Source organism: Nitrosomonas nitrosa (assembly GCF_003051105.1).
In the GTDB taxonomy this organism is placed as follows: domain Bacteria; phylum Pseudomonadota; class Gammaproteobacteria; order Burkholderiales; family Nitrosomonadaceae; genus Nitrosomonas; species Nitrosomonas nitrosa.
Genome location: NZ_QAOO01000011.1, coordinates 72,721 through 94,130, shown reverse-complemented (window position 1 = coordinate 94,130; position 21,410 = coordinate 72,721). Strand labels below are relative to the sequence as shown.

Below are 21,410 nucleotides of genomic sequence, written 5' to 3'. Positions count from 1 at the left end.
ATTGGCGGAGTGGACGGGACTCGAACCCGCGACCCCCGGCGTGACAGGCCGGTATTCTAACCAACTGAACTACCACTCCTAAGTTTTAACAACCAGTGCTGGTCTTGGTGGGTGCTGACGGGATCGAACCGCCGACATTCGCCTTGTAAGGGCGACGCTCTACCAGCTGAGCTAAGCACCCAACCTATACTTCGCAAGAAGGCGCTTAGTTTACTGCATCTTTGAGCGCTTTACCAGCGGTGAATTTTGGCACTTTCGCTGCTTTGATTTTTATAGCAGCGCCAGTACGCGGGTTACGTCCCGTACGAGCAGCTCTTTTCCCTACTTTGAAGGTTCCAAATCCAACCAATGTAACACTTTCATTTTTTTTAAGTGCAGCCTTGATCGCTGATAAAGCACCATTTAAAGCATCTCCCGCAGATGCTTTAGAAATACCGGCAGACTTTGCAATAGCATCGATCAGATCAGATTTATTCATTTAATTCCCCTTTGTGTTATTTGGGTTATCGGTAGTTAAATCACAAATAGAAAGTCCTGCAGATGCCCTTATATCAAGCCATTTGCGCATGGTCAAGTGATTAGCAAAAAATTTCTTATTATCAGGACTGATTCCGTCGAAATACAGACAAAAACTCAAAAAAATGAAAATTATCAGGTCACCCCTACAAGGAGGGAATTAATCAAACTCTGTTTTTGGCTCGCGATTAAGTATTTTTTTTACCGCCGCCTCTGCCGACATATTCTCATAAAGAATGCTAAATACGGCTTGTGTTACCGGCATCTCGATTTTTAGCTTCCGGCCCATTTGCTGCGCTTCTTGTGCTGTATGCACACCTTCTGCAACATGTCCGATTTTTTGCAAAATATCCGGTAATGGCTGCCCCTGCGCCAACATCATACCTACCCGCCGGTTACGCGACATTTCTCCCGTACAAGTCAGAATGAGATCGCCCATGCCAGCCAATCCCATAAATGTTTCTTTACAGCCACCTAATGCAACCCCCAAACGGGTAATTTCTGCCAATCCACGGGTAATTAAAGCAGCGCGTGCATTGTTACCCAAACGCATTCCATCGGATATCCCAGTCGCGATAGCAATCACATTTTTCACAGCGCCACCTGTCTCGACACCGATCACATCACCGCTCAAATATATTCGCAGATAAGCTGTGTGAATCTCACTCGCAACCCATTTAGTAAACGATTCATCATCCGATGCCAATGTAAGCGCTGTGGGCAAACCCTGCGCCACTTCCTGGGCAAAACTCGGGCCCGATAAAATACCAAAGGGCGCCCCCATCGCACACACTTCGCGCAAGACTTGATGGGGCAACATAGAAGAGTGCGCCTCGAATCCCTTACACCCAAGGATGATCGGCAATGCTTTACCCATCGCGTGAATTCTCAGTAATAGCTCACGCAATCCAGCAATAGGCACCGTAACCAGAACCAAATCAGCCGTATAAGTGGCCACATCGAGCTCTGACGTTAACTGAACAGCTTCAGGAAGAGGAAAATCAGGAAGATAACGCTGATTGATCCGTTTAGCCACGAGTGGACGCAGCTGATTCGGATCTCTTATCCACAGCGTTACTTGATGGCTCAGCGCAAGATTGATCGCCAGCGCTGTGCCCCAGGCACCCGCACCCAGAATCGCAATTCTCATGAACCCCAGACTTGAGCAGACCTGACAAACCCAATCCGGCCGTCGCGATGACGCACCTTAACCCATTCACTCGTCTCAGTGCCCAGCCATTCCATCACCACATTCCTTTGTGCCTGAAAAAGCAGTGGAGAATAACTATCAGGCAATTGATAAATGCTCGCCAGGTGTGCTGTTACAATCACATAGCGTTTATCGCTTAAAAATTTTCTTTCCACCCATGCCAAAGTACCGCTACTGTCGCGTACTTTAACCCATCCCTCTACTTTCACCACCACTTCCAGCGGCAAATAAAGGCTTGCTACGTATAATTTTTCAGCATTGAGTGAGGGCGCATCATACATTGTGACAGCCTGCTCCGAGACAGATAAAAACTCTGCTTCTGCGGCTAGCCCCAGACGTGAAAAAACCACCAATAAAAACAAAAAGAAACCCGTACCTAAGTTTCTTTTTGGTAATAAAAGCGCTCCCATCAATGAATGTTTTCTTTTACAGGCGCATTGGGATCCACGCCATCTTTTGATTCAGTCTGTTGTTTCTTCTGATGATAAATGGCTTCAAAATTGACCGGATTGAGAAGAACCGGAGGAAAACCAGCTCGTATCACGATATCTGATACTGTTTCACGCAAATAAGGAAATAAGATATTGGGACATACGATTCCCAGTACCGGGCTGACATCATTCTCAGGGACGTTTCGTATCCGAAAAATCCCCGCTTGATGCGCTTCGACCAGAAACATGGTTTTCTCCTTAACACGCGCCGTAACAGTAATTGTCAAGAGAACCTCGTAGATGTCCCCCTCTATACATGTATCCTGCGCATTGAGCTGCAAGTTGATCTCGGGCGCTTCACGATCAAGAAAAATACGTGGCGCATTGGGAATTTCTAGAGAAAGATCCTTGACATAGATTTTCTCAATAGCAAAAACGGGTTGTTGCTCACTCATATTAGCTTCCAATTGGATTATATAGAAATTTATAACATTTCAAATTCAAGTCGATAGCAGCCTAGTGATGCCTCCTTGCTGATCAAGCTGTGCAAGATCATCATAACCGCCTACATGGGTTTCCCCGATATAGATTTGCGGTACTGTTCTGCGCCCAGTCTTTTTAATCATTTCAGTGCGTTGTTCAGGATGCAAATCCACCCTGATTTTATCTATCTCCTCAACACCCCTAGATTTCAATAACTTCTCCGCCATAGCGCAATAGGGACAAAAACCCGACACATACATCACCACTTTTGCCATAGGTATCTTATTTCCACTTATTTACTGTTTTTGACCATAGGCAGATTTTCGCGTCGCCATGTATCGATTCCACCATTCAAATTGAAAACTTTCTTAAAACCATTCTTACGAAGCACCGTACCAGCATGCCCTGCGCGTATGCCGGGGCGAAAAATCACAATGATTGGTTTATCTTTAAAGCTCTCCAGCTCTTGCCAGCGTTCGCTGATTCTTTCCACAGAAATATGCTTAGCATTCGGAGGATGACCCTCGGCGTATTCGTTATCATCTCTAACATCGAGCAATAACCCGTCCTCGTAATTGATCATCTTAATGGCTTGCTGAAAATCCACTTCCTTAGCGGCATTGCGTGAAAGTACTGGCCACAGCAGCATCCCGCCGCTCATCATAGCAGCGATAATAAAAAAAATATTGTCCTGAATAAAAGTCGATTCCATCTTTAAGTGCTCTTCCCTATTCCCATCTTCGTTAATAACCTACTAGTTTACCAAAGTATTCAAGAATCTCCATCTCCTAAAAGCAGCAAACACTGCAAAAAAGCAAATTAAGAGACCACAACATGATTGCTGCTTTCTTAGCCAAAATATAATAAAATCTCATGTATCTGCTGCTTTTAAAAATCACTCGCTTCTTCTTTGAAGGTCAACATGAAAAAACTCGTTCTCCTGCGGCATGGAGAAAGCATCTGGAATAAGGAAAATCGTTTTACCGGCTGGACTGATGTAGATTTAACACCCAAAGGAATGGAGGAAGCTAGATCTGCCGGCCAAATTCTACGTGAGAATGGATTTGTCTTTGATATTGCTTACACTTCCGTATTGAAACGCGCTATCCGCACGCTTTGGATCACCCTTGATCAAATGGATCAAATGTGGGTGCCCGTCAATCTGACTTGGCGGCTAAATGAACGGCATTATGGTGCACTACAGGGTTTAAACAAAGCGGAAACCGCGGCACGCTATGGCGACAAGCAAGTCCTATTATGGCGTCGCGGCTACGATACTCAACCACCTGCATTGACGAATGATGATGGACGTTATCCTGGCTTTGATCTTCGCTATAGCCATTTGACTCCCGAAGAAATTCCTTTGACCGAGAGTCTCAAGGATACCGTCATTCGATTTTTACCCTACTGGGATCAAACGATAGTCCCTCAAGTAAAATCAGGACAGCGCATCATTATTGTAGCGCATGGTAATTCGTTGCGTGCGCTAATAAAATATCTAGATAAAGTGTCTGATGATGCTATCGTTCACTATAATATTCCTACTGGCGTTCCGCTGGTCTACGAACTCGACGATAATTTAGAGCCTATTCGCAACTATTATCTCGGCAACTCTGCAGAGATCGAAGAAGCCATGCTTGCGGTGACAAATCAAGCGAAAGCTCACATATAGAACAGCAACTACTTATATAATTTGTTCGACTCTAGACACTTTTTTAAATTTCTATGCATTGGGCGCGATCTTTGAAATAAATGATGTATCATCGTGCAAGCATCTTACTGCGCCAAATTCTTACGTGTATTTTTGCGCTAATATGCACGAGCTTGCTTTATGCAAACCCTCAGGCAACCAAAGACAATTTAAAACAGCTTCAAAGTCACATCAAATCTTTACAAAAAGATTTGGCGAGTAAGGAGGTATCCAAATCGGAAGCGGCAGATGCTTTGCGCAGTTCTGAACGCGCCATTAGTGAAAACAACCGAATATTGGCTAAGCTTTCACAACGGCACATTGAAGCCAATAATAGCCTCAGCAGGTTACTGGATCAGTCCAGGCAAATTCAAGACGAGATAAAATTACACCAAACGTCACTTGGCACCATGCTCTACTATCAATATCTGAATGGTCAGCAGGACTACTTAAGATTATTACTCAGCCAACAAGATCCCAATCAAATTGCGCGCAACCTCTATTATTACGGTTATTTGAAGCGGGCGCGCTTAGAAAACATTAATGCTTTACGTGACCAGCACGAGCAGCTCGAAATACTCACTCGCCAAAGCCGCGAAAAAATGGAAGAGATTGCACAAATCCAAGCTGATCAGGCCAAACGCAAACTTCAGCTTGAGCAAGAAAAAATCAAACGTGAAAAAGTGCTTGCCAATCTCTCTAAAGAAATCACTCTGCAGCAACAGGAAATTAGCAAGCTTAAAAACGATGAGCAGCGTCTTGCCAATCTTATAAAAGAAATCAATAAATTGCTCGCTCAAAAAAAATCTGAGCGAACTACTTCATCCCACGCTCCACCTCATTCGTTGCATAACCGCACACTTCCTGATGCTTCAGGCAGCGGCCGTACCTTTGCATCGTTGAAAGGTCAGTTACGGCTGCCCGTGCGAGGGGAACTTGTTCATCGTTTTAACAGTCCACGGCAAGAGGGAGGTGTTAAATGGAGAGGGTTATTCATACGCTCCCCGAATGGTGGTGAAGTAAAAGCAATTGCGGGTGGGCAAGTTGTCTTTGCTGATTGGTTGCGTGGGTTTGGTAATCTCATGATTCTTGATCATGGAAACGGCTACATGAGTCTTTACGGCTACAATGAAACCATTTACAAGCGCGTCGGTGATAGCGTTCAAGGTGGTGATACTATTGCTGCTGTAGGAAATAGCGGTGGGCATCGTGAATCAGGTTTATACTTTGAGCTGAGACACCAGGGAACACCATTTGACCCGCTCACTTGGGTAAAAATAGAATGAAATTTTGGGTAACATTGTACTAGTTGATAGGTGCGGAGAATACGTGATGCATAATTTTGTAAAAAAACTCAGTTTAATCCTCTTCGGTGTGATTGCCGGAGTCATGATCAGTCTCAATTTTTCTGCCGTCGCCGACAAAACACTCAAGGCTGAGCTGCCCCCTCTCCCGATCGAAGAACTACGCGCGTTTACACAAGTATTTGGTCGAATCAAGAGCGATTATGTGGAACCTGTTGATGACAAGAAATTGATCACGGAAGCCATCAATGGCATGCTCGTCGGTTTAGATCCGCATTCTGCCTACTTAGATAGCGAAGAATACAAAGAATTACAAATTGGCACCCAAGGCGAATTTGGTGGGCTCGGCATTCAAGTAACGATGGAAGATGGCCTCGTTAAAGTCATTTCCCCGATTGAGGATACGCCCGCATTTCGAGCAGGCATCAAAACAGGTGATTTAATCATTAAGCTCGATGATACTGCAGTCAAAGGTTTAACGCTCAACGAAGCCATCAAGCGCATGCGAGGCAAACCCGATACCTCCATCACACTCACGATTGCGCGGGAAGGTGAAACAGAGCCGCTGGAATTTACTTTAGTCCGCGCCATCATCAAAATCGAAAGCGTCAAATCGAAGTTAGTCGAGCCTGGCTACGGCTATTTACGTGTCACACAATTCCAAGAACATACTGGCGAAAACTTAGTGCAAGCCATCGAAAAATTATTCAAAGAAAGTAAAGTACCTATGAAAGGACTTGTACTTGATTTACGAAACGATCCCGGCGGATTACTCAACAGCGCAGTTGCTGTTTCAGCAGCATTTCTTCCTGCAAACGCACTCGTTGTTTATACAGAAGGGCGCACCAATGACGCAAAAATGCGACTTTTTGCAAGCCCTGAACACTATTTGCGAGGAACGGGCAAAGATTACCTAACGTCTCTGCCGCCCGAAGTTAAAACAGTGCCAATGGTTACGCTTGTAAATGGCGGATCGGCTTCGGCATCTGAAATCGTCGCAGGCGCATTACAGGATCATAAGCGATCCATCGTCATGGGAACCCAGACGTTTGGCAAAGGTTCCGTGCAAACGATTCTTCCACTTGGCAACAATACGGCTATCAAATTAACGACAGCCCGCTACTTCACGCCAAACGGGCAATCTATTCAAGCAAAAGGCATCACGCCTGATATTATCGACGAAACTGATGACGCCTCTCGGCAATTGCGGGAATCAGACCTCAATCGGCACTTGCGTAGCAATAAAGACGAAGAAGCCGGGATGACCAGTGTGCCAAAATCATCGAATGCTTCAGAAAACAAATCCAAAAACAAGAAAACCAAGAGCAAGAAAAAAAGTGCTCCCGTAGAATTCGGCTCAAATGATGATGTTCTTCTGGGCAGAGCGATCGAACATCTCAAAAGTGTCAATGCAGGCACCAAAAGAAAACCGACCAGCACCGCAAAGACAAGCAGTTAGCCGATTTTGGTATAGCTAGCGTAAAGCAGTAGCTGGATCGTTGGACTTAGCGGGATCGTGAATGATCATCAGTTACTGCGCTACAGCCGGCACATTTTATTGCCTCAGATTGATGTACGCGGGCAAGAAAGGCTAACACAATCAAGTATTCTGATCATAGGCGCGGGTGGACTCGGTTCCCCCGCAGCACTTTATCTCGCTGCCAGCGGCATCGGTAAAATCATCATCTGCGATCATGACGTTGTCGATCTTACCAACCTACAAAGACAAATCATCCATACGAATGATGCGATAGGACTGGCCAAGACTCAATCGGCCAAAAAGACACTCAATCAGATCAATCCGGAAATTGAGGTTCTCACTCGCCACGAACGAGTAACCGAAAATACGCTGTTGGACTTGCTTCCTTCTGTTGACGCCGTTGTCGATGCCAGTGACAATTTTACAACTCGCCATACTATCAACCGTGCATGCATTCTTCATAAAAAACCATTAATCTCAGGCGCCGTCGTGCGCTTCGAAGGGCAAGTGTCGGTATTTGATTTACGTTATAGTCACAATCCTTGCTATCACTGTCTATTTCCTCTCGAAGGTGAGGGTGAGGACGATAACCTCCACTGTGCCACCATGGGCGTATTTGCCCCCCTGGCAGGGATCATTGGCTGTACTCAAGCTGCCGAAACGATCAAAGTACTGCTTGGAATCGGTGAAACACTCAATGGACGTCTGCTCTTACTCGACGGACTGGGCATGAAATGGCGAACGATTAACCTCAAAAAAGATCCAGCATGCACAGTATGCGGTTCTACTGCACCAAGAAAAATTAACTGAAATTCATTCGAATGGCATATAGACGTCTTGCATCATTGCACCTCAAACTGTAGTGATGCCAATCGCGCATATAAATGACTGCTTGCCATCAATTCGGTATGCGTCCCCAATGCTTCCAGGCGCCCATGATTGAGCACGGCGATTCTATCAGCGGATTTGACGGTACTCAGCCGATGTGCGATTACAATCGTAGTTCGTTTAGCCATGAGCTTAAACAAGGCTTGCTGAACCCAATATTCACTTTCCGCATCCAATGCGCTCGTCGCCTCATCCAGCAGCAAGATCGGCGCATCCGCCAGAATTGCACGCGCAATCGCAATGCGCTGTTTCTGCCCACCTGACAAACCCAATCCAGCATCACCCAACTGAGTTCGATAACCTAGCGGAAGGCTAATGATAAATTCATGCGCATACGCTGCCCTTGCCGCCGACTCGATTTCAGCATCGGAGGCATCCGGACGGGCATAGCGAAGGTTTTCGTCTATGCTGCCATAAAATAGAACTGGGTTTTGTGATACCAATGCGAAACAGGCTCTCAAAGATGTTATTTCCAACTGGCGGATATCGATACCTTCCAATCTTATTGAACCTGACTGAGGATCGAAGAAACGCAGTAATAAATCGAACAAGGTCGACTTGCCTGCTCCCGAGGGACCCACCAAAGCGAGCATCTCACCTGCCTTAATCGCCAACGACAGGTCGTTAATGGCAAGTACATCAGGACGAGATGGATAGGCGAAACACAAACGGTCGATTTCAATACGTCCCGCGACCACCGGCAAAGATACTGGATTCTCCGGCGATATGATTAGACTTGGGGCAGATAATAATTCTACTGTCCGCTCTGCAGCACCCGCCGCACGTTGCAACTCTCCCAATACTTCCGAAATTGAGCCAACCGCAGAACCGACAATGACACTGTAAAAAACAAATGCCGCCAATTCACCGCCACTGATTTGCCCGGCAATTACGTCCATACCCCCCACCCAAAGCACCAAGCCTACCGCACCGAACACCAGAATGATGACTACTGATATCAATAAGGCACGTTGAACAGTTCGCTCCTTAGCGGTGGTAAAGGCATCTTCGACATGTCGCTGAAAGATACGCTTATCGATTTCCTGGTGGTTATAGGCCTGTACGGTTTTTATTTGCCCCAGTATCTCCCCGATATAAGCCCCTACCGCAGCGATCCTATCCTGGCTTTGACGAGACAAGCGACGCACCCTGCGGCCAAATAACAAAATAGGCGTGATGACCAACGGCACACTGATCAAAACAAGTGCCGTCAACTTGGCATTGGTGATAAAAAGCCAAACGATTCCACCCAACATCATTACAAAATTCCGCAACGCCACGGAAACAGAAGAACCGATAACGGTCTGGAGCAACGTCATATCGGCAGTCAAACGAGACTGAATTTCAAGGCTGCGATTGTTCTCAAAAAACCCAGGGTGCAAATTAATCAAATGATCAAATACCTTGCAGCGTATATCGGCCACCACGCGTTCACCCAGCCAGGTCACCCAGTAATAGCGGGTATAGGTTCCCACAGCGAGCGCGATAATAAGTAAAATAAACATCACCATATATTGCGTTAGCAATTCGGCCGAGTGCGTCGCCAGGCCGCGGTCGATCAACAACCGTATACCTTGCCCAATGGAGAGCATAATGGTTGCCGTAAAAAATAGCGCTACAAGACTGTAAGCGACTTGCCGCTTGTAAGGGGCAATAAACGCCATCACCGTTTTGGCTTTTTGCCAGTGTGCATGAAAGGATTGCAAAAACTTAATCATTTGGAAACAACCATGGATGAAAGAAACTGCCCGGCAGCACTGGGATCTCGGTTGATTAACCTTATCCACTGTGGACAAACATTAAGCAGCTATTGGCTTGTAACCCCATCGTAGCACAACCTATCATACACAGCCTCTAACAAATCGATTACGGTACAAAATCTAAGTTATGTTTTATTCCATCATCGCTATCTGCATAGGTGCCTCGTTTGGCGCTGTACTGCGCTGGCTTCTTGGGATTGCCCTCAATGCCTTGATGCCAACGATCCCACTGGGTACGCTTATAGCCAATTATATGGGTTGCTATCTGATCGGTGTCGCGTTAGCGCTCTTCGCCAACCATCCTGAAATTGCACCTGAATGGCGCCTATTCATCATTACCGGCTTTCTAGGTGGACTGACCACTTTTTCGACCTTCTCTGCGGAAATCATCACACTCATTCAGCAAGGTCGGTTACTCTGGGCGGCCAGTGCCATTGGCTTACATGTCATTGGATCGCTGTTGATGACAGTGCTCGGCCTAGCAACCATTACGTTTTTCAAAAACACTTAAAATCCAAGGAAATAGAACATGCATGGTTATCAACTGACTTTTTTTACACACCAATCTCGCAAACATGGCGGGCTGCCCCTGGGTGAATGGCTATTGCAGGAAGCGCGCAGACTGGGTATTAGCGGTGCGACATTGATAGCAGCGAGCCAAGGATTCGGTCATGATGGCAAGCTGCATTCAGCCCATTTTTTCGAGTTGAGTGAACAACCCGTCGAATTGACGATGGCGCTCAGTGAAGCCGCTGCCGAGCGCATGTTTGCCCGATTGCATGAAGAAGATATCCACGTTTTCTATGTCAAAATACCCATCGAATACGGTGTAAGCGGAGAAAACTGATAGCCATACCGCCGGTCAATTGGATAGCTCTGCAACCTATTCTTTACAAAAACGTCACAGAACGATCATTTTCATCGTTTATAACTGCCCACTCAATCAATACTTTCGTGAAGTGAGGAGAGATATGAACGAACAAGATAATGCTTTAATAGAGAGCAATCATGGCGATGAACCCCTGAGTAACCATTCCGATAATCCCCATTTTTCAACGATACTTGAAAAAAGACTATCACGCCGTCAAGTTCTGACGGGTAGTCTAAGTGCAGCGGTTGTCGGAATATTGGGTCTTCCCGGATTGCTTGCAGACGCGCAGGCAAAGAAACATCCTTCTACCACCGGCCTGCCAGTACCTGCCAAGCCTTCTTTTACCTTGAATCCCACATTGAATTTCAAAGCCGTCCCAGTCACCCGATCTGATACGGTCACGATTCCTGCGGGTTACAAAGCACAGGTCATTATTCCCTGGGGCACCCCGATTACTGGCAATTACCCTGCTTATGCGCCCGACGCATCCAATTCAGGTACCGACCAGGAACAACAAGTGGGCGCACATCATGATGGCATGCATTATTTCCCGTTTGAGGATAATCCAAATGGCCATGGTTTGCTGGTCGTCAATCATGAATATGTCGACCCTAATATTCTGCACACCCACGGTCCGACCTTAGTCGATGGACAGCGTCCCGCCGATGAAGTCAGAAAAGAAATAGCCGCACATGGTGTCAGCGTTGTCGAACTTGAAAAAGAACCAGCCAATGGTGATTGGAAAGTAGTGAATGGCCCCTATAACCGCCGGATAACAGCAGGCACATCGATGGAGATTCGCGGTCCCGCGCGGGGTAGCGATTTGGTCAAAACCAAGTATAGCCCCAACGGCACAGAGGCACGCGGCACGATCAATAATTGCGGACACGGTTATACGCCATGGGGCACCTACCTGACCTGTGAAGAAAACTGGGCAGGTTATTTCGTCAATCGTACTCCCCGTCCAAGAGAACATAGCCGCTATGGCATCAGCACCAGCAATAGCCGTTACCGTTGGGATACTGCGCAAGGTAGTGCTGATGAATATATCCGCTTTGATGCCTCAACAAAAGAAAGCAATGCGACAAAAGACTACCGTAATGAACCCAACACGCAAGGTTGGATTGTGGAAATCGACCCATTCGATCCGAGCACAAAGCCTATCAAACGTACTGCTATGGGCCGCTTTGCCCACGAAGGATGTTGGGTTGCGCCGCCACAACCAGGCAGGCCTGTTGTTTTTTATTCAGGTGACGACGCTCAGAACGAGTATATTTATAAATTTGTAACTAAAGCCCGTTACCACAAAGACGTCAAGGGCGATATTCTGGATGATGGTACGCTGTATGTTGCGCGTTTCAACGAGGATGGCACCGGGGAGTGGCTTCCGTTGGATATCAATAACCGATACTTCCACGCGATGTCACTCAGCAAGGGGGTATTCTTCCTTGACCAGGCTGATGTATTGGTCAACACCCGGTTGGCTGCTGACGTGGTCGGCGCCACCAAAATGGATCGCCCAGAGTGGGGTGCAGTGCACCCACAAACCTACGAAGTTTATATGACGCTGACCAATAACAGTAGTCGCACGGAAAGCGGCATCGGTGCCGCCAATCCACGCGCACCCAATGCATACGGCCACATTATCCGTTGGCAAGAGCAGGGCAACCAGCCCTGGGCAACAAAATTCAAATGGGATATTTTCGTGTTGGCCGGCCCTGAGGGCGATAGCCAGGTTTTACCAGAACTAGGCGGCCCAGCATTAACGCCAGACAATATCTTCGCCAGCCCGGACGGCCTCTGGATCGATCAAAATGGTATCCTGTGGATTCAAACCGATATGAGTGGCTCTCAGCAAAGCAGCGGGCCTTTCGGCAACAATCAAATGTTAGCCGCCAATCCATTGACTGGTGAGATCAAACGCTTCTTCGTCGGCGCAGAAGATTGCGAAGTAACGGGTGTAGTTTCAACCCCGGATGGCAAAAATTTGTTCGTCAATATTCAGCATCCCGGAGACCGCTCTGCACCCAACAGCTTTACCAGTAACTGGCCTGACAATGGTCACATCTTCGCCCACCCGGGCGAACCTGTGGTAATTGCGAACCCTAGTGGAGCACGCCCCCGCTCTGCAACAGTTATCGTTACGCGTGAAGATGGCGGCAGCGTCGGTATGTAAATACGATCTGCAAAAATAATAGGGATGACCAGGTTGTTGGCGGAGTCCGATATGGGCATTTTAGAATGCATGTGGCATCAGATCCTGGCTAGATTTTAATTTTGTAGTGCGACTAGGAAGCTGTCCGAGAATAGGGATCGTAGCGAAGGTAAAACTGGCAGAGCTGGAATTTTCGATCATTTGAAGCGAATAGTCGTTCTATTTAACGAAAAGGATCGGAAAATCCGGCCTGGCAGGTTCGTCCGTAGTAGATCGACCTATTTTCGGACAGCACCCTTATCGGGGGAACGAATTATGTACGTGACCCCGATCTAATCATGACTGAGACATCAAAGATCCCTTGCTACCATGAAAGACGTGTAATCCTGACGGCCGAGACACAAAATTGCCAACTATCCATAGCTGGCCATGACCCGGCTTGTATTATCCCGACACGGTCACCAAGTTAACGAGAAGCCAAAATATCAAGCAATCAGCGTCGTTAGCTGCCGGCTGTTTTTTTTCATTACCATACCTGTCTTGTCCGCCAAGCACGGTATACTTTCCTCAGATGTTATCGGAGACGCTGGCATAAAATTCATGCGAAATACGCCGTCAGCAAAGAATGTGCCTGCTTTGTCAATAAATGGTATACAGCTCGCCTGACAGCCGCTATATTTATCTCATAGTAGGATTGAAATTATGACTTAAACTCAAATGGCGAGGGCAGATATTGCCGGAAAGATTATTCTATTCATAATATTAAAATCAAATACTAATGATCAGCTGAGGAATACAGGTTTAATTCAATCATAAGATGCGTGTTTAGGCGTTAGGTAGGATGCGCCAAGTCAACTTTTAGAAGTAGCCCACAGATCCACAACAGAGAAGGAGTGAACTATGAGTGACAAAAAGAAATTGACTACTAGCGTTGGTTGTCCAGTAGCTGATAACCAGAATGTCATGACAGCGGGTCCACGGGGCCCGATGTTGCTGCAGGATGTTTGGTTTCTCGAGAAGCTCGCTCACTTTGATCGTGAAGTCATTCCGGAGCGGCGCATGCATGCCAAAGGCTCAGGGGCTTACGGCACCTTCACCGTGACACACGATATCACTCGCTATACCCGAGCCAAAATTTTCTCTCAAGTCGGCAAAAAAACTGATTTATTCGCCCGCTTCTCCACAGTCGCAGGCGAACGGGGTGCAGCCGATGCCGAACGTGACATCCGGGGATTTGCCGTCAAATTCTATACTGAAGAAGGCAATTGGGATTTAGTCGGCAATAACACGCCCGTCTTCTTTCTCCGCGATCCACTGAAATTTCCCGACTTGAATCATGCCGTAAAACGCGACCCTTGCACCAATCTGCGAAGTGCAAAAAATAATTGGGACTTTTGGACATTGCTACCAGAGGCGTTACACCAAATCACTATCGTGATGAGCGATCGAGGCATTCCGGCAACCTACCGTCACATGCACGGTTTCGGCAGCCATACTTTCAGCCTCCTCAATGCTGGTAACGACCGGTTTTGGGTTAAATTCCATCTTAAATCGATGCAGGGCATCAAGAACTTGACGGACACAGAAGCTGAAACACTCATTGGCAAAGATCGTGAAAGCCATCAGCGCGATCTCTACGCTGCCATTGAACGTGGTGATTTTCCAAAATGGAAGTTTTGTATCCAAGTCATGCCTGAGGAAGACACCGCAAAGGTAGCATACAATCCTTTCGATCTTACGAAAGTGTGGCCGCACGGTGATTTCCCGCTGATTGAAGTAGGCATACTGGAATTAAATCGCAATCCAGCAAATTATTTCGCCGAAGTCGAACAGGCTGCTTTCAATCCTGCCAATATCGTGCCAGGCATCGGCTTCTCGCCAGACAAGATGCTGCAAGGCCGCTTATTTTCATATGGAGATGCGCAACGCTATCGCTTGGGGGTTAATCACCATCAAATCCCAGTCAATCAAGCGCGATGTCCTGTCCATAGCTATCATCGCGATGGTGCAATGCGGGTAGACGGTAATTTTGGTTGCGCCCAGGGCTATGAACCCAATAGTTTGGGTGAATGGCAAGAACAACCCAGTTTTGCCGAACCATTACTCGATCTGAATGGGGCCGCCGATCATTGGGATCACCGTGAAGATACCGACTATTACTCTCAGCCGGGTGCACTGTTCCGTCTAATGACACTTTCACAGCAAAAAGCTTTATTTGAGAATACGGCGCGTTCTATAGGCGGCATTCCACGCGAAATCCAGATCCGGCATATCGCCAACTGCCTGAAGGCTGATTCTGCCTATGGCAAAGGCATCGCTGAAGCACTGGGTATCGCATTGGAGGATATTAAAAAGTAGACTAAGACTGCGTTCGAGAGTCGCATCAATTTGCTTGTAGTCGAAGCTTATTACTGAAAAGGCGCGTTTCTAGATTAGAAAAGCTGCGCAGGTGTTAGCCGAATACCGAAGGATATCCACCGTCCACTATTAGGAAACGAGAACTGGTGACCAACAGTTGCGTCTACTTGAAGCAGGTCTGGGATAATCACAAATCGTCCACCAACTTGCCAAAAAGGATAATCTTTGCTCTCGCCAAATACTTCAGCAATGGCCAGGAATCTGCTTGATAGCTGAAGTTCACTTCCAATCCCCCATGTCAATCGATCATCATTAGAATCACGATCTCGTAACCATCCGAGATTGACATGCATAATTATTTTGTCATCTTTGAATGATGCCGAAAATGGAATGTAAGCATAAACGTTACCCAGCAAATTTGATTCTGGATTAATCTTTGGGTGCAAAATCGTACCAATCGCTATACCTATTCCAAAATCATTAGTCTCCAGAGAACGAAACAACGTCTTCGCCTGAAACACATAATCATTTGAAGCTTGGCTCCCTTCGCTTTTTGCTCTACCCCCTCCAATGGTAAGCTCAAAGTTGCCAGTAGGATTACAAGCTGGCAACGCCCAGAATTCTTGGCTAACAGAATAAATACGGGTCCAGCTTTCAAGTTGACAACTTCCCGCCGTAGTTACCCTGGCATCGTCCGTTACAAATGGTCGCGCCGCAAATAAAGGTATGCTTACTCCTCCGAAAATCACTATAAACAACATTCTATTCATGACAGAATTATATCCAGGGTCTATTATGGCCGAGTTGTTTTGCAATCATTCGAGGAATTCCCAGGTAAAAAATTTAAAACTTAGACCTTAGGCTAGATGCATCAATAAAATTCAAATATACCATCCAAACCAGGTAGCATTTACATTAAAATTTTCAACTTAAGTTCCTATGGGAATCTAGCTTCAATGTCATGAAAATACGCTAGATTAATTGCGCATTTTCGACATATACGTATCCTTGTTAACCATTAGAATCGATGCGGATGCCAACTACTTTCAACACTATATCTCACAGGAGAACATAATGAAAAAACTAACCGGATTGTTTCTGGCGCTGACCGCCTTATTCGTCTTGTCCTCTCAAACGGTCTTGGCGCAAGGTTATAGTTCGATGAGCGGCGGTACAATGGGGAAAAGTTATCCGACCATGGCAGGGGAAAAACTCATGACGGGGGTCGTTAACGCAGCAACCGGTTTTATCGAGCTGCCAAAGACGATTATATTAACCACTCGCAAAGATGGTGCACCCTATGGCCTCACGGTCGGTTTTCTCACCGGACTTATGCATACCGTGGGGCGAACGGTATTTGGTGCGTTGGATACCGCAACATTCTTCATTCCTACCCAACCGACCGTTCAGCCAAATTTTATCTGGCAAGATTTTGATAGAGAAACAACTTACGGCTAGACGACAAGCAATCAGCTGAAAAAAACAGGCCGTAAAAATGATTGATCATGCCTCATTTTTACGGCCTGTTATCCTCTTAGGGGAAGGCTCTAGTTGTCGGGTTGATTCTGTGCCGCGGCTTCACCCCTCTGCACATCCACTCGCATCAATATCAATAGGCCAACAAGAAAATAACTCCCTGTTATCAGCATAGCAAGCCGGTGGTCTCCAGCCGATAGCCATGTCACCAATCCGTAAGTAATCGGCCCCAAGATTGAAGAGACTTTTACCGCCAATCCCCATAATCCAAAAAATTCGGCGCGTCGGGTAGCTGGACTGAACAAACCGACCAATGCACGCCCCGCAGATTGAGAAGCACCCAGACACAATCCAGCGATATTGGCAGCTATCCAGAACATAACCGGGCCCTCAGCCTTCCAAGCCAATAAAATCATGATGATCCAGCCGATGAGTGTTAATGCAATGGTAGGGATATGGCCCAGTTTATCTTGTATGTTGCCAAATACAAATGCGCCTAATGCCGCAGTAATGTTAACCAGCAGGATGAGCATGATGGTATCGCTCGTATCAAACCCCATGGCTTGCTGAGCATAGATCGCAGCCAAGGCAATAACTGCCTGGATACCTGCCTGATAAAAAATGAGACAAACAAGAAAACGCACCAGATCTTGATAATAGCGCACATGCTTAAGCGTTCCACCCAATCGAATAAACGCCTCTTTGACAACGTGCGGGCCAGCCAAATGGGGCTGGGGTTGAGCACGCTCCTTCAGAAACAGAAAAGTGGGAACGCAGGCAACGGCAAAAATCGCCGCAGTGATCAACATCGTAACAGGCACAAACTCGTGCGCTTCTTGCCCTTGTCCTTGCGCCCACGTCACATAGGCAAGCGAGCACCCCAGGCTAAACAACCCCCCAATATAACCGAGGCTCCACCCCCAGCCTGATACCTTTCCGAGTGCCCGGCTGCGCGCCAGCTCTGGCAAGAAAGCAGCAATCAAATTCTCACCGCTTCCAAAAAAGAAATTAGTAAGAATTATAAGGGCAATCGCAAGCCATAAATCCCCCGGACCTGCTAGATAAAGCAAGGCTGTAAACAAAATACAACCGATTGTCGTCACCAACAGTAAGCGCTTCTTGGATGCATACGCATCCGCATAAGCACCTAAAGCAGGGGCGGTCAGTATGATGAGCAAATAGGAAACTGCGAGTGACGCTGTCCATGCGAATGTTCCCCAATCCTGGTTTTGTGCCACGACAGACACAAAATACGCATTAAATATAGCAGTAATCACCACCGTGGTGTAGCCTGAATTAGCAAAATCAAACATCGCCCAGGACCACACTTCGCGCCGGCTAACACCTTCAGCAAGATGGGAAATTTTATTTGTTGATGTCATCGATGAGCAGTCAAGCCAATATCGGCAAGAACGCGTAGATAATTGTTTAAATAGAGGCGCTCTAGGAGCGCTGTACGTTAACACAATTAGCGTCAATTTGGGGTGGAATAAACCATGCAGCATTAACAATTCAAAGTGCAAGACAGACCCGCCCACCCCTGCGTTTGCTTTACAACCCTTTACAACCCTATGCGCTCATTTTATAGCATAAAGCGCAAAGGTAGCAGCAGAAGAGGGTGTCAGGCAAAAAGAAAATCGAGGGGAAGTAAGGAAATGTTGCGACAGATGGGTGATCTTGAAGTGGTTTTTCTGCTACAGCATTCCTTGTAAAGCCGTTTTATCTTCGCGTCTAAGCCCAACCGATATTGAAATCGGGTAGCTCATCAACCCGTTGAAGTAAGTTACGTTTTGCTGAACGTACGATATCGAGCAGACGATTCAACTGCAACCGAAACACTTCATTGGACGTCAGCTGATACCATTCATTACCATCCGGATCTTCCTCATCCAGATTGCGCCAAAAAAGCTCGTCAAACTGACGATAAGCAACAGGCTGCCCAGCAAGTAAGTTCTTTTTGATACCACCGACCCAAGCATACCGTCTACTGATCAAACCTTCAGCACCTTGATGAACAATTACCGTAAGATAATCGTAAAGATCCCTCGTAGTACATATCTTGGCTAGCTCGGGTATACGCTGCCCGTCCGTGACATGTCTGATCAGATCACGCAAAGCCTTGGTTGAAATTTCGAGACTAACGCCTGTTTGCAGAAAGTGAATTTTATCGAGATACATGTTAGGAACAAATAAACCGTCTAAAACAAATATCCGATTGTTTTTTTTAATTAAGGTTCATTTTTAGTGGAATTATCAGGGTACTCATTAGCGCTTATGGCGAAAATTGAACTATTCAACTATTCGTAACGTAAAAAATCTTCCGCCAACGCTTCCTCGCCATAACGGGCGATCAATATACCCAACTCCGCAAGCAAGGAATCATCTTCATCTTCGTCCAACACACCCTCACCAACTAACCTCGCTAACAACCCTGAATTGATAGCCTCTCTAACCGCACCGAGCGTTGGGGGGGAATGACGATTTTCATCATACATGACAGCCTCGATCGCCCGAGAAAGTGGCTCACTAGCTACCTCCTGCACAAAATCGATTGCGAGTGCCGATTCACCAAATTCATCAATCAATGCATTGATCTCATCAAGCAACGACTCATTGACATCAAAATGGTGCAGTTGCTCCGACTCGGTATAGGCAGTAGGCAATAATCCCACGATAAAATCACGTATCGTAGCAAGTGTTATCGATTGTTCGGTCTCCGCTTCATCAAGCCGACTTTCAATCAGCGCTGATAGATTTGAGCTGACTCGAGTAGCCACGTCTATAGAATTGCGAATCATGCTATTTTCCTTATCCTGATAAAGAAGGTTTCTTGCTTGTTAGAACACAGCTTATCATCATTGGCAGCATAAACTATATGAATAGCCATGAGCATACACCGAGCCATCAAATCCACACATCCTTCTGTCTGCGCTGTTCGTCAGGCGACACCAATGGTCGCTTCATGAATTGTCGTTTCAGGTGCAAACGCTCCTCAATCGTCTGTGTTGACTCTGCAGCAAGTCGACTTCCAGTGTTCTGCTGTTGAGGCTGTATCCGTGTATTTTCAGCAGACTGTAAACGATCAAACGACAAAATGAACAATCCAACCATCACTGAGAAAATACTGATCACCGCTGATGGAATAAATATATCTCTCTTCATAATCAGCTCCCCGCTTAACTAAACAATCAAAAAGTGTTCTCGCTTACCGACCACACAAGCATCCGGCACGCTCTATCCTTTTTGGTATCCTCCGCGTATATCCTAAAACGATGGCATAGGCCTAGGAGGCCTCGCCACGTCATAGGATAAACACACTTTAATAATTCCTTACTGAACGGTAATCGTGCGACGTTTTGAAGATTCCACTTTCGGTAAAGTGATCTCCAAAATACCGTTTTTCAAAGATGCTGTAGTCTTGGCGGCATCCACTGCGCCAGGGAGCATTACAGAACGAGAAAATGAAAAACGGGTAATTTCATGCCTGTGATAATCACCTTTTTCATCTTTCACTTCCCGGCTCGACTGCCCCTTAATGGTCAGAAGATTATCGGTCAGTGAAATATTGAGATCTTTCTTTTCCAACCCCGGAATCTCGGCACGAACCAGTATTTCATTATCACGATCGATCACATCCAGATTTGGTGAACGGAGCCCTTCCCGTTCAAATAAATTGTCTAACATAGGCATATCACGCCATCGCCATAACGAAGGCCATCCATGTCTGAAGAGACGGTCAAAAGCATTTTCCATTTCACTGATAGGGTTGACGGAAGCGATTTCGGTTTTAGCTCCCTCTTTCGAGGTTGTAACAGGTACATTCTCTTTGTTTTCATTAGGCATGGTAATGCTCCTTTACTTTAATCAAAAAAATCCTCTTGCGATTTTTTAATGAACAGTATTTTTTTGATAAACCGGATGGATCATGACGATTAATTGGTGTGAGCCGCAATTTTCCACGTCACTAAAAAAAAGCCGTCCGGTAAAATGGGCGCCACTCATGCTCACCACCTCAAATAGGTGGCCAATACGCGAAAGAAAACGTAAATAGGGATTAGCCCGCTTGCCTTTCAGCAGATCAATTTTTGCCAGCTTGGGAAGTATTTTGGAAATATGGAGCTTTGGCAAGTTTTTGGGCGAATCCCCTAATAACTTCGCTCCTGCCTGATTGCAATCACGCACAACACCATCTTCAGAAAGGATTAAAACAGCAAATTCGTCCTCAACAACATAATTGTTAGCTGTTTTGGAATCGTAATCATCTCTTCTCACCAACGTTTCACCGATTAACACACTCATTGTTTTTCCTCCGCTTCTGCTGCTAGCCAATCATCTAGTTCATGCCCCGGTTGAAATCCTCTTGCTTGCGCTTTGTAGTAGGCCGAAACTGCAATCCGAGAAATGTGGTCCTCGCTATTTTGACCATTACTGACTTCACCACTCAAGGGCATCGCTTTCTTCCTACTACTGGTATTTTTTGTAAGTGATTTAATAGATTCCATTTAGCCTCCTTTCTCAATAAATCAACTCAATCATTTCGTGAAAATGAATCTTTGGCTTTATTTCCTCCCTTCTGTTATTTATCATTCTTTGCAATTTATCGAAAAAAGAAGGGTAATTAAATACGTAGAAACACGTAGGTAGTTACCCTTATATCATCCGCAAATCACAAAAGAATATAATTACCAATCGTTCTTATTTTTAAACTTATTGTTGTTAGCAATAGAAAGTATGAGCGTAAAAAAAGTTTCAAGTTGTTTCCCATAACGATAGCCTGCGAGCAATTTA

At 46.1% G+C, this 21,410-nt stretch carries 24 protein-coding genes and 2 tRNA genes; 9 read left to right on the top strand and 17 right to left on the bottom strand.

The features are described from left to right. Positions 1-2: 2 nt before the first annotated feature. From C8R30_RS08145 to C8R30_RS08110, 8 genes are all read right to left on the bottom strand, one after another. Positions 3-79: transfer RNA gene (locus tag C8R30_RS08145), tRNA-Asp, on the bottom strand. 26 nt (positions 80-105) lie between these two features. Continuing rightward, positions 106-181: transfer RNA gene (locus tag C8R30_RS08140), tRNA-Val, on the bottom strand. Positions 182-205: 24 nt separating this feature from the next. After that, on the bottom strand, positions 206-478 hold the full coding sequence (locus tag C8R30_RS08135; RefSeq protein ID WP_090667244.1) for an HU family DNA-binding protein: 273 nt from the start codon (positions 476-478) through the stop codon (positions 206-208). Between the two features lie 198 nt (positions 479-676). After that, a complete protein-coding gene (locus C8R30_RS08130) occupies positions 677-1,666 on the bottom strand; it encodes an NAD(P)H-dependent glycerol-3-phosphate dehydrogenase (protein ID WP_090668751.1) in 990 nt (329 codons plus the stop codon). After that, positions 1,663-2,136, bottom strand: a complete 474-nt coding sequence (locus C8R30_RS08125; RefSeq protein ID WP_090668748.1) for an SH3 domain-containing protein — start codon at positions 2,134-2,136, stop codon at positions 1,663-1,665. Before C8R30_RS08125 ends, C8R30_RS08130 begins: the two co-directional genes overlap by 4 nt. Continuing rightward, on the bottom strand, positions 2,136-2,612 hold the full coding sequence (gene secB / locus C8R30_RS08120; protein WP_090668745.1) for a protein-export chaperone SecB: 477 nt from the start codon (positions 2,610-2,612) through the stop codon (positions 2,136-2,138). Before secB ends, C8R30_RS08125 begins: the two co-directional genes overlap by 1 nt. 45 nt (positions 2,613-2,657) lie before the next feature. Next, on the bottom strand, positions 2,658-2,915 hold the full coding sequence (gene grxC / locus C8R30_RS08115) for a glutaredoxin 3 (RefSeq protein ID WP_090668742.1): 258 nt from the start codon (positions 2,913-2,915) through the stop codon (positions 2,658-2,660). Positions 2,916-2,932: 17 nt separating this feature from the next. After that, positions 2,933-3,352: a rhodanese-like domain-containing protein gene (locus tag C8R30_RS08110; RefSeq protein ID WP_090668739.1), complete on the bottom strand. Its 420-nt coding sequence runs from the start codon at positions 3,350-3,352 to the stop codon at positions 2,933-2,935. A gap of 210 nt (positions 3,353-3,562) precedes the next feature. On the opposite strand from C8R30_RS08110, the gene gpmA reads away from it, so the two are divergent. The 4 genes from gpmA (at position 3,563) to C8R30_RS08090 (ending at position 7,924) form a co-directional block, all read left to right on the top strand. Further along, a complete protein-coding gene (gene gpmA / locus C8R30_RS08105; protein WP_090668736.1) occupies positions 3,563-4,312 on the top strand; it encodes a 2,3-diphosphoglycerate-dependent phosphoglycerate mutase in 750 nt (249 codons plus the stop codon). 80 nt (positions 4,313-4,392) lie between these two features. Next, entirely contained in the window at positions 4,393-5,616 is a 1,224-nt protein-coding gene (locus C8R30_RS08100; protein WP_090668734.1) for a murein hydrolase activator EnvC family protein, read from the top strand. Positions 5,617-5,662: 46 nt separating this feature from the next. After that, positions 5,663-7,093, top strand: coding sequence for a S41 family peptidase (locus C8R30_RS08095; protein WP_107784006.1), 1,431 nt, complete (start codon positions 5,663-5,665; stop codon positions 7,091-7,093). Between the two features lie 57 nt (positions 7,094-7,150). Then, entirely contained in the window at positions 7,151-7,924 is a 774-nt protein-coding gene (locus C8R30_RS08090; RefSeq protein ID WP_090668728.1) for a HesA/MoeB/ThiF family protein, read from the top strand. A 32-nt stretch (positions 7,925-7,956) separates the two neighbouring features. Here the strand turns inward: C8R30_RS08090 and C8R30_RS08085 are convergent, their stop codons facing one another. Then, a complete protein-coding gene (locus C8R30_RS08085) occupies positions 7,957-9,720 on the bottom strand; it encodes an ABC transporter transmembrane domain-containing protein (RefSeq protein ID WP_090668725.1) in 1,764 nt (587 codons plus the stop codon). A gap of 169 nt (positions 9,721-9,889) precedes the next feature. Here C8R30_RS08085 and crcB point away from each other — a divergent pair, with 169 nt between their 5' ends. From crcB to C8R30_RS08065, 4 genes are all read left to right on the top strand, one after another. Then, the gene (gene crcB / locus C8R30_RS08080; RefSeq protein WP_090668722.1) at positions 9,890-10,273 is read left to right on the top strand and encodes a fluoride efflux transporter CrcB; all 384 of its coding nucleotides are present in this window, start codon (positions 9,890-9,892) and stop codon (positions 10,271-10,273) included. 18 nt (positions 10,274-10,291) lie between these two features. Further along, positions 10,292-10,609, top strand: coding sequence for a DUF190 domain-containing protein (locus tag C8R30_RS08075; RefSeq protein ID WP_090668719.1), 318 nt, complete (start codon positions 10,292-10,294; stop codon positions 10,607-10,609). Between the two features lie 124 nt (positions 10,610-10,733). Continuing rightward, a complete protein-coding gene (locus C8R30_RS08070; RefSeq protein WP_107789924.1) occupies positions 10,734-12,809 on the top strand; it encodes a PhoX family protein in 2,076 nt (691 codons plus the stop codon). Positions 12,810-13,688: 879 nt separating this feature from the next. Further along, positions 13,689-15,146, top strand: coding sequence for a catalase (locus C8R30_RS08065; protein WP_107789923.1), 1,458 nt, complete (start codon positions 13,689-13,691; stop codon positions 15,144-15,146). Between the two features lie 74 nt (positions 15,147-15,220). Here C8R30_RS08065 and C8R30_RS08060 read toward each other — a convergent pair whose 3' ends face one another. Next, positions 15,221-15,916, bottom strand: coding sequence for a hypothetical protein (locus tag C8R30_RS08060; RefSeq protein WP_090668705.1), 696 nt, complete (start codon positions 15,914-15,916; stop codon positions 15,221-15,223). 304 nt (positions 15,917-16,220) lie between these two features. Here C8R30_RS08060 and C8R30_RS08055 point away from each other — a divergent pair, with 304 nt between their 5' ends. After that, a complete protein-coding gene (locus tag C8R30_RS08055) occupies positions 16,221-16,604 on the top strand; it encodes an exosortase system-associated protein, TIGR04073 family (protein ID WP_090668702.1) in 384 nt (127 codons plus the stop codon). A gap of 89 nt (positions 16,605-16,693) precedes the next feature. Here the strand turns inward: C8R30_RS08055 and C8R30_RS08050 are convergent, their stop codons facing one another. The 7 genes from C8R30_RS08050 to C8R30_RS08020 all read right to left on the bottom strand — a co-directional run bounded on the left by C8R30_RS08050 (position 16,694) and on the right by C8R30_RS08020 (position 21,124). Continuing rightward, positions 16,694-18,004 carry an MFS transporter gene (locus C8R30_RS08050; RefSeq protein ID WP_107784013.1) on the bottom strand — a complete coding sequence of 437 codons (1,311 nt, stop codon included), beginning with the start codon at positions 18,002-18,004 and terminating at the stop codon, positions 16,694-16,696. Between the two features lie 349 nt (positions 18,005-18,353). After that, complete coding sequence (locus C8R30_RS08045; protein ID WP_090668699.1) at positions 18,354-18,800, bottom strand: hypothetical protein; 447 nt, start codon at positions 18,798-18,800, stop codon at positions 18,354-18,356. A gap of 119 nt (positions 18,801-18,919) precedes the next feature. Further along, entirely contained in the window at positions 18,920-19,420 is a 501-nt protein-coding gene (locus C8R30_RS08040; protein ID WP_090668696.1) for a hypothetical protein, read from the bottom strand. Positions 19,421-19,526: 106 nt separating this feature from the next. Next, positions 19,527-19,784: a hypothetical protein gene (locus C8R30_RS08035; RefSeq protein WP_090668693.1), complete on the bottom strand. Its 258-nt coding sequence runs from the start codon at positions 19,782-19,784 to the stop codon at positions 19,527-19,529. Positions 19,785-19,952: 168 nt separating this feature from the next. Then, complete coding sequence (locus C8R30_RS08030) at positions 19,953-20,465, bottom strand: Hsp20/alpha crystallin family protein (RefSeq protein WP_090668690.1); 513 nt, start codon at positions 20,463-20,465, stop codon at positions 19,953-19,955. A 45-nt stretch (positions 20,466-20,510) separates the two neighbouring features. Beyond that, positions 20,511-20,921 carry a nitrogen regulation protein NR(II) gene (locus tag C8R30_RS08025; protein ID WP_090668687.1) on the bottom strand — a complete coding sequence of 137 codons (411 nt, stop codon included), beginning with the start codon at positions 20,919-20,921 and terminating at the stop codon, positions 20,511-20,513. Next, a complete protein-coding gene (locus C8R30_RS08020) occupies positions 20,918-21,124 on the bottom strand; it encodes a DUF2934 domain-containing protein (RefSeq protein WP_090668684.1) in 207 nt (68 codons plus the stop codon). Before C8R30_RS08020 ends, C8R30_RS08025 begins: the two co-directional genes overlap by 4 nt. Between the last annotated feature and the right edge of the window lie 286 nt (positions 21,125-21,410).

Bases quoted from the DNA above. Each gene is read 5' to 3' on its own strand.
- C8R30_RS08035 (WP_090668693.1), bottom strand. From the start codon at position 19,784: ATGAAGAGAGATATATTTATTCCATCAGCGGTGATCAGTATTTTCTCA.
- C8R30_RS08055 (WP_090668702.1), top strand. From the start codon at position 16,221: ATGAAAAAACTAACCGGATTGTTTCTGGCGCTGACCGCCTTATTCGTC.
- C8R30_RS08130 (WP_090668751.1), bottom strand. From the start codon at position 1,666: ATGAGAATTGCGATTCTGGGTGCGGGTGCCTGGGGCACAGCGCTGGCG.
- C8R30_RS08040 (WP_090668696.1), bottom strand. From the start codon at position 19,420: ATGATTCGCAATTCTATAGACGTGGCTACTCGAGTCAGCTCAAATCTA.
- C8R30_RS08100 (WP_090668734.1), top strand. From the start codon at position 4,393: ATGATGTATCATCGTGCAAGCATCTTACTGCGCCAAATTCTTACGTGT.
- C8R30_RS08025 (WP_090668687.1), bottom strand. From the start codon at position 20,921: ATGAGTGTGTTAATCGGTGAAACGTTGGTGAGAAGAGATGATTACGAT.
- C8R30_RS08045 (WP_090668699.1), bottom strand. From the start codon at position 18,800: ATGTATCTCGATAAAATTCACTTTCTGCAAACAGGCGTTAGTCTCGAA.
- C8R30_RS08065 (WP_107789923.1), top strand. From the start codon at position 13,689: ATGAGTGACAAAAAGAAATTGACTACTAGCGTTGGTTGTCCAGTAGCT.
- C8R30_RS08125 (WP_090668748.1), bottom strand. From the start codon at position 2,136: ATGGGAGCGCTTTTATTACCAAAAAGAAACTTAGGTACGGGTTTCTTT.
- C8R30_RS08050 (WP_107784013.1), bottom strand. From the start codon at position 18,004: ATGACATCAACAAATAAAATTTCCCATCTTGCTGAAGGTGTTAGCCGG.
- gpmA (WP_090668736.1), top strand. From the start codon at position 3,563: ATGAAAAAACTCGTTCTCCTGCGGCATGGAGAAAGCATCTGGAATAAG.
- C8R30_RS08135 (WP_090667244.1), bottom strand. From the start codon at position 478: ATGAATAAATCTGATCTGATCGATGCTATTGCAAAGTCTGCCGGTATT.
- C8R30_RS08075 (WP_090668719.1), top strand. From the start codon at position 10,292: ATGCATGGTTATCAACTGACTTTTTTTACACACCAATCTCGCAAACAT.
- C8R30_RS08085 (WP_090668725.1), bottom strand. From the start codon at position 9,720: ATGATTAAGTTTTTGCAATCCTTTCATGCACACTGGCAAAAAGCCAAA.
- C8R30_RS08110 (WP_090668739.1), bottom strand. From the start codon at position 3,352: ATGGAATCGACTTTTATTCAGGACAATATTTTTTTTATTATCGCTGCT.
- secB (WP_090668745.1), bottom strand. From the start codon at position 2,612: ATGAGTGAGCAACAACCCGTTTTTGCTATTGAGAAAATCTATGTCAAG.
- C8R30_RS08070 (WP_107789924.1), top strand. From the start codon at position 10,734: ATGAACGAACAAGATAATGCTTTAATAGAGAGCAATCATGGCGATGAA.
- C8R30_RS08030 (WP_090668690.1), bottom strand. From the start codon at position 20,465: ATGCCTAATGAAAACAAAGAGAATGTACCTGTTACAACCTCGAAAGAG.
- grxC (WP_090668742.1), bottom strand. From the start codon at position 2,915: ATGGCAAAAGTGGTGATGTATGTGTCGGGTTTTTGTCCCTATTGCGCT.
- crcB (WP_090668722.1), top strand. From the start codon at position 9,890: ATGTTTTATTCCATCATCGCTATCTGCATAGGTGCCTCGTTTGGCGCT.
- C8R30_RS08095 (WP_107784006.1), top strand. From the start codon at position 5,663: ATGCATAATTTTGTAAAAAAACTCAGTTTAATCCTCTTCGGTGTGATT.
- C8R30_RS08020 (WP_090668684.1), bottom strand. From the start codon at position 21,124: ATGGAATCTATTAAATCACTTACAAAAAATACCAGTAGTAGGAAGAAA.
- C8R30_RS08060 (WP_090668705.1), bottom strand. From the start codon at position 15,916: ATGAATAGAATGTTGTTTATAGTGATTTTCGGAGGAGTAAGCATACCT.